The following is a 2,038-nucleotide window of genomic DNA, read 5'->3' as shown; positions in this document are numbered from 1 at the left end:
TACACTTACTCTCAGGATATATACAATTGACATATACAAAGATGGGAATAATGTCATCTGCATAAAGATATTTTTATATGTTCGCAAAAAATGAGATAAAAGGGCGTAGATAACATAAATAATAGCAAGAAATATGGAAATCATTCTTGCCCACGCCCATACCCTAATGTATACGATTCTGGTATTGAAGCTAGCGTCGTTATCAACGAGATAACTTGGAAGCAATGCTAGGGCTATTTTTGGCAGCAGATGGAAAACCTCTGCCACACTACAGCAAATCCAAATCCGAAAGCGCTTTAAGTAGATTTTTAAATACCTATAAATGGCCTACTCGTAAGCTAATTTGTCATGTTCGTCAACAGGCGATTGAGCAAGTTAACAGTCATTGTCCATTGGGAAGAAAAGCATTTCTACAAGTAATAGTTGACCTGACAACTTTAGAGAAATGTGGTCAGTTTAAAGCATTTAAAAATCTAATAACCGTTTACAACGGCAAACGAGGCTTGCATATAGTAGTCTTATATTTGGTAGTTGGACAATGGCGTATTCCTTGGAATTTCCGTGTCTGGAGAGGTAAAGGGACAGCTAGTCCATCTCAAATAGCATTGCGAATGGTAGGTCATTTACCCAAAGATTTAACCAAACGATTTCGGGTGAAAATTCTCGCTGATACTGCTTTTGGTACTAAGGATTTTATCAACAATATTCGGAAACTAAAATATCATGCTGTTATTGGTATTGGTTGTAATCGCAAGTTGGTTAATGGTTATCCAGTTAAACTACTACATCATCGAGGGCAACAGGTTAGACTTGTTGGATTAGATTTTCCTGTCACTCTTTCTTGGTATTACTTCAAACGCGATAATGGCAAGTTTGTTAAAAGATATGTTATCTCTACACAACCTCTTAAAGCTAGTACTATTTCCTGGTGGGGTAAACGTCGTTGGAAAATTGAAGGTTGGTTTAAAACTGCTAAACATCGTTTTGGTTTAGATAGATTTGGACAAGGTACTCTTTTAGGAATTTATCGTTGGTTAATCTTATTCATTACTGCCTATTTATTAGCATATTGGACGTATCTTTCATCCTGTTTACCTGATTCTTTAGACTGGGGTCAAGCTGCTTTCCTTGCACTATATACTTTTTTACCTCATTTAGTCTTGTCTTTATTGCTACTAGATATTGAACGGCTTCGACCCTTAGCACTTAGTCATGGAATTGACATTACTATTTCCAGGTGCAAGATATGAGGCTATTGAAAACTTGACTGGGATTAGAGAGCGTACCAACACTCAACCAAGGAGTAAAGTTGAGCGCAGACGTTCTAATTCCTGGTCTTTTTATCAATTGCGGTACTTTCTTGAGTACAAAGGAACTAAGGAAGGTGTAGAGGTAATTGCTGTGCCACCTGCCTACACAAGTCAAACCTGCCACCAATGTTTGCACATTGGCTTGAGGTCTGATAAACATTTTAAGTGTGGTAACTGTGAATGGCATGGTGATGCTGATTTGAATGGTGCAAAAGTGATTTCCTTATTGGGGCAATCTGTAAGCTTGCCCAGAGGTTCGGGTTATTTGTGCTGTAATCTCAGTACGGATAGCTTAGGGCTACTACAAAGCCCCGCCCTTTAGGGCTGGGGTTGGCTTACCCCACATTGGCTCTTGTTAGTACAACTGGTGAAGATGAAATTACTCATACTCCAGCACCGAGTTAAAAAACAAAAAACAGTCAAATATCTTGATACGAGTTCAGCACTCAAAACAGTGAACTCGTACTCTAAGGGAGCAATGCGATTTTGTGAGGTCTGGTCAAAAATCAGCGATCGCTAAAAATTATATTTAGGTACAAGGTGATTTTATTTGCAAATAAAATACTGATTTACATGAGAATTAATCTTGATGAGATATCTCACAAAGATTGCTAGCAAGTCATTTGACGATTATGTTTAAAAATATCTGCAATCGGTCTTTTATACTGAGTATTAATTATGTCAAAAATAATAAAAGACAGGATTAAAGTATAAAATTTATCAAGCAG

The 2,038-nt window shown here is 37.3% G+C and carries 2 protein-coding genes; both read left to right on the top strand.

Going from position 1 to position 2,038, the window contains the following annotated elements:
* Positions 1-224 precede the first annotated feature (224 nt).
* Complete coding sequence (locus ACYTXL_RS35020; RefSeq protein ID WP_461928584.1) at positions 225-1,250, top strand: transposase; 1,026 nt, start codon at positions 225-227, stop codon at positions 1,248-1,250.
* Positions 1,219-1,632 (top strand): zinc ribbon domain-containing protein, encoded by a 414-nt coding sequence (locus ACYTXL_RS35015; RefSeq protein WP_461928583.1) that lies wholly within the window; start codon positions 1,219-1,221, stop codon positions 1,630-1,632. The genes ACYTXL_RS35020 and ACYTXL_RS35015 overlap by 32 nt, the downstream gene beginning before the upstream one ends.
* Positions 1,633-2,038 lie beyond the last annotated feature (406 nt).

Source organism: Nostoc sp., from assembly GCF_054880495.1.
This window is presented reverse-complemented; position numbering and strand designations above follow the sequence as displayed.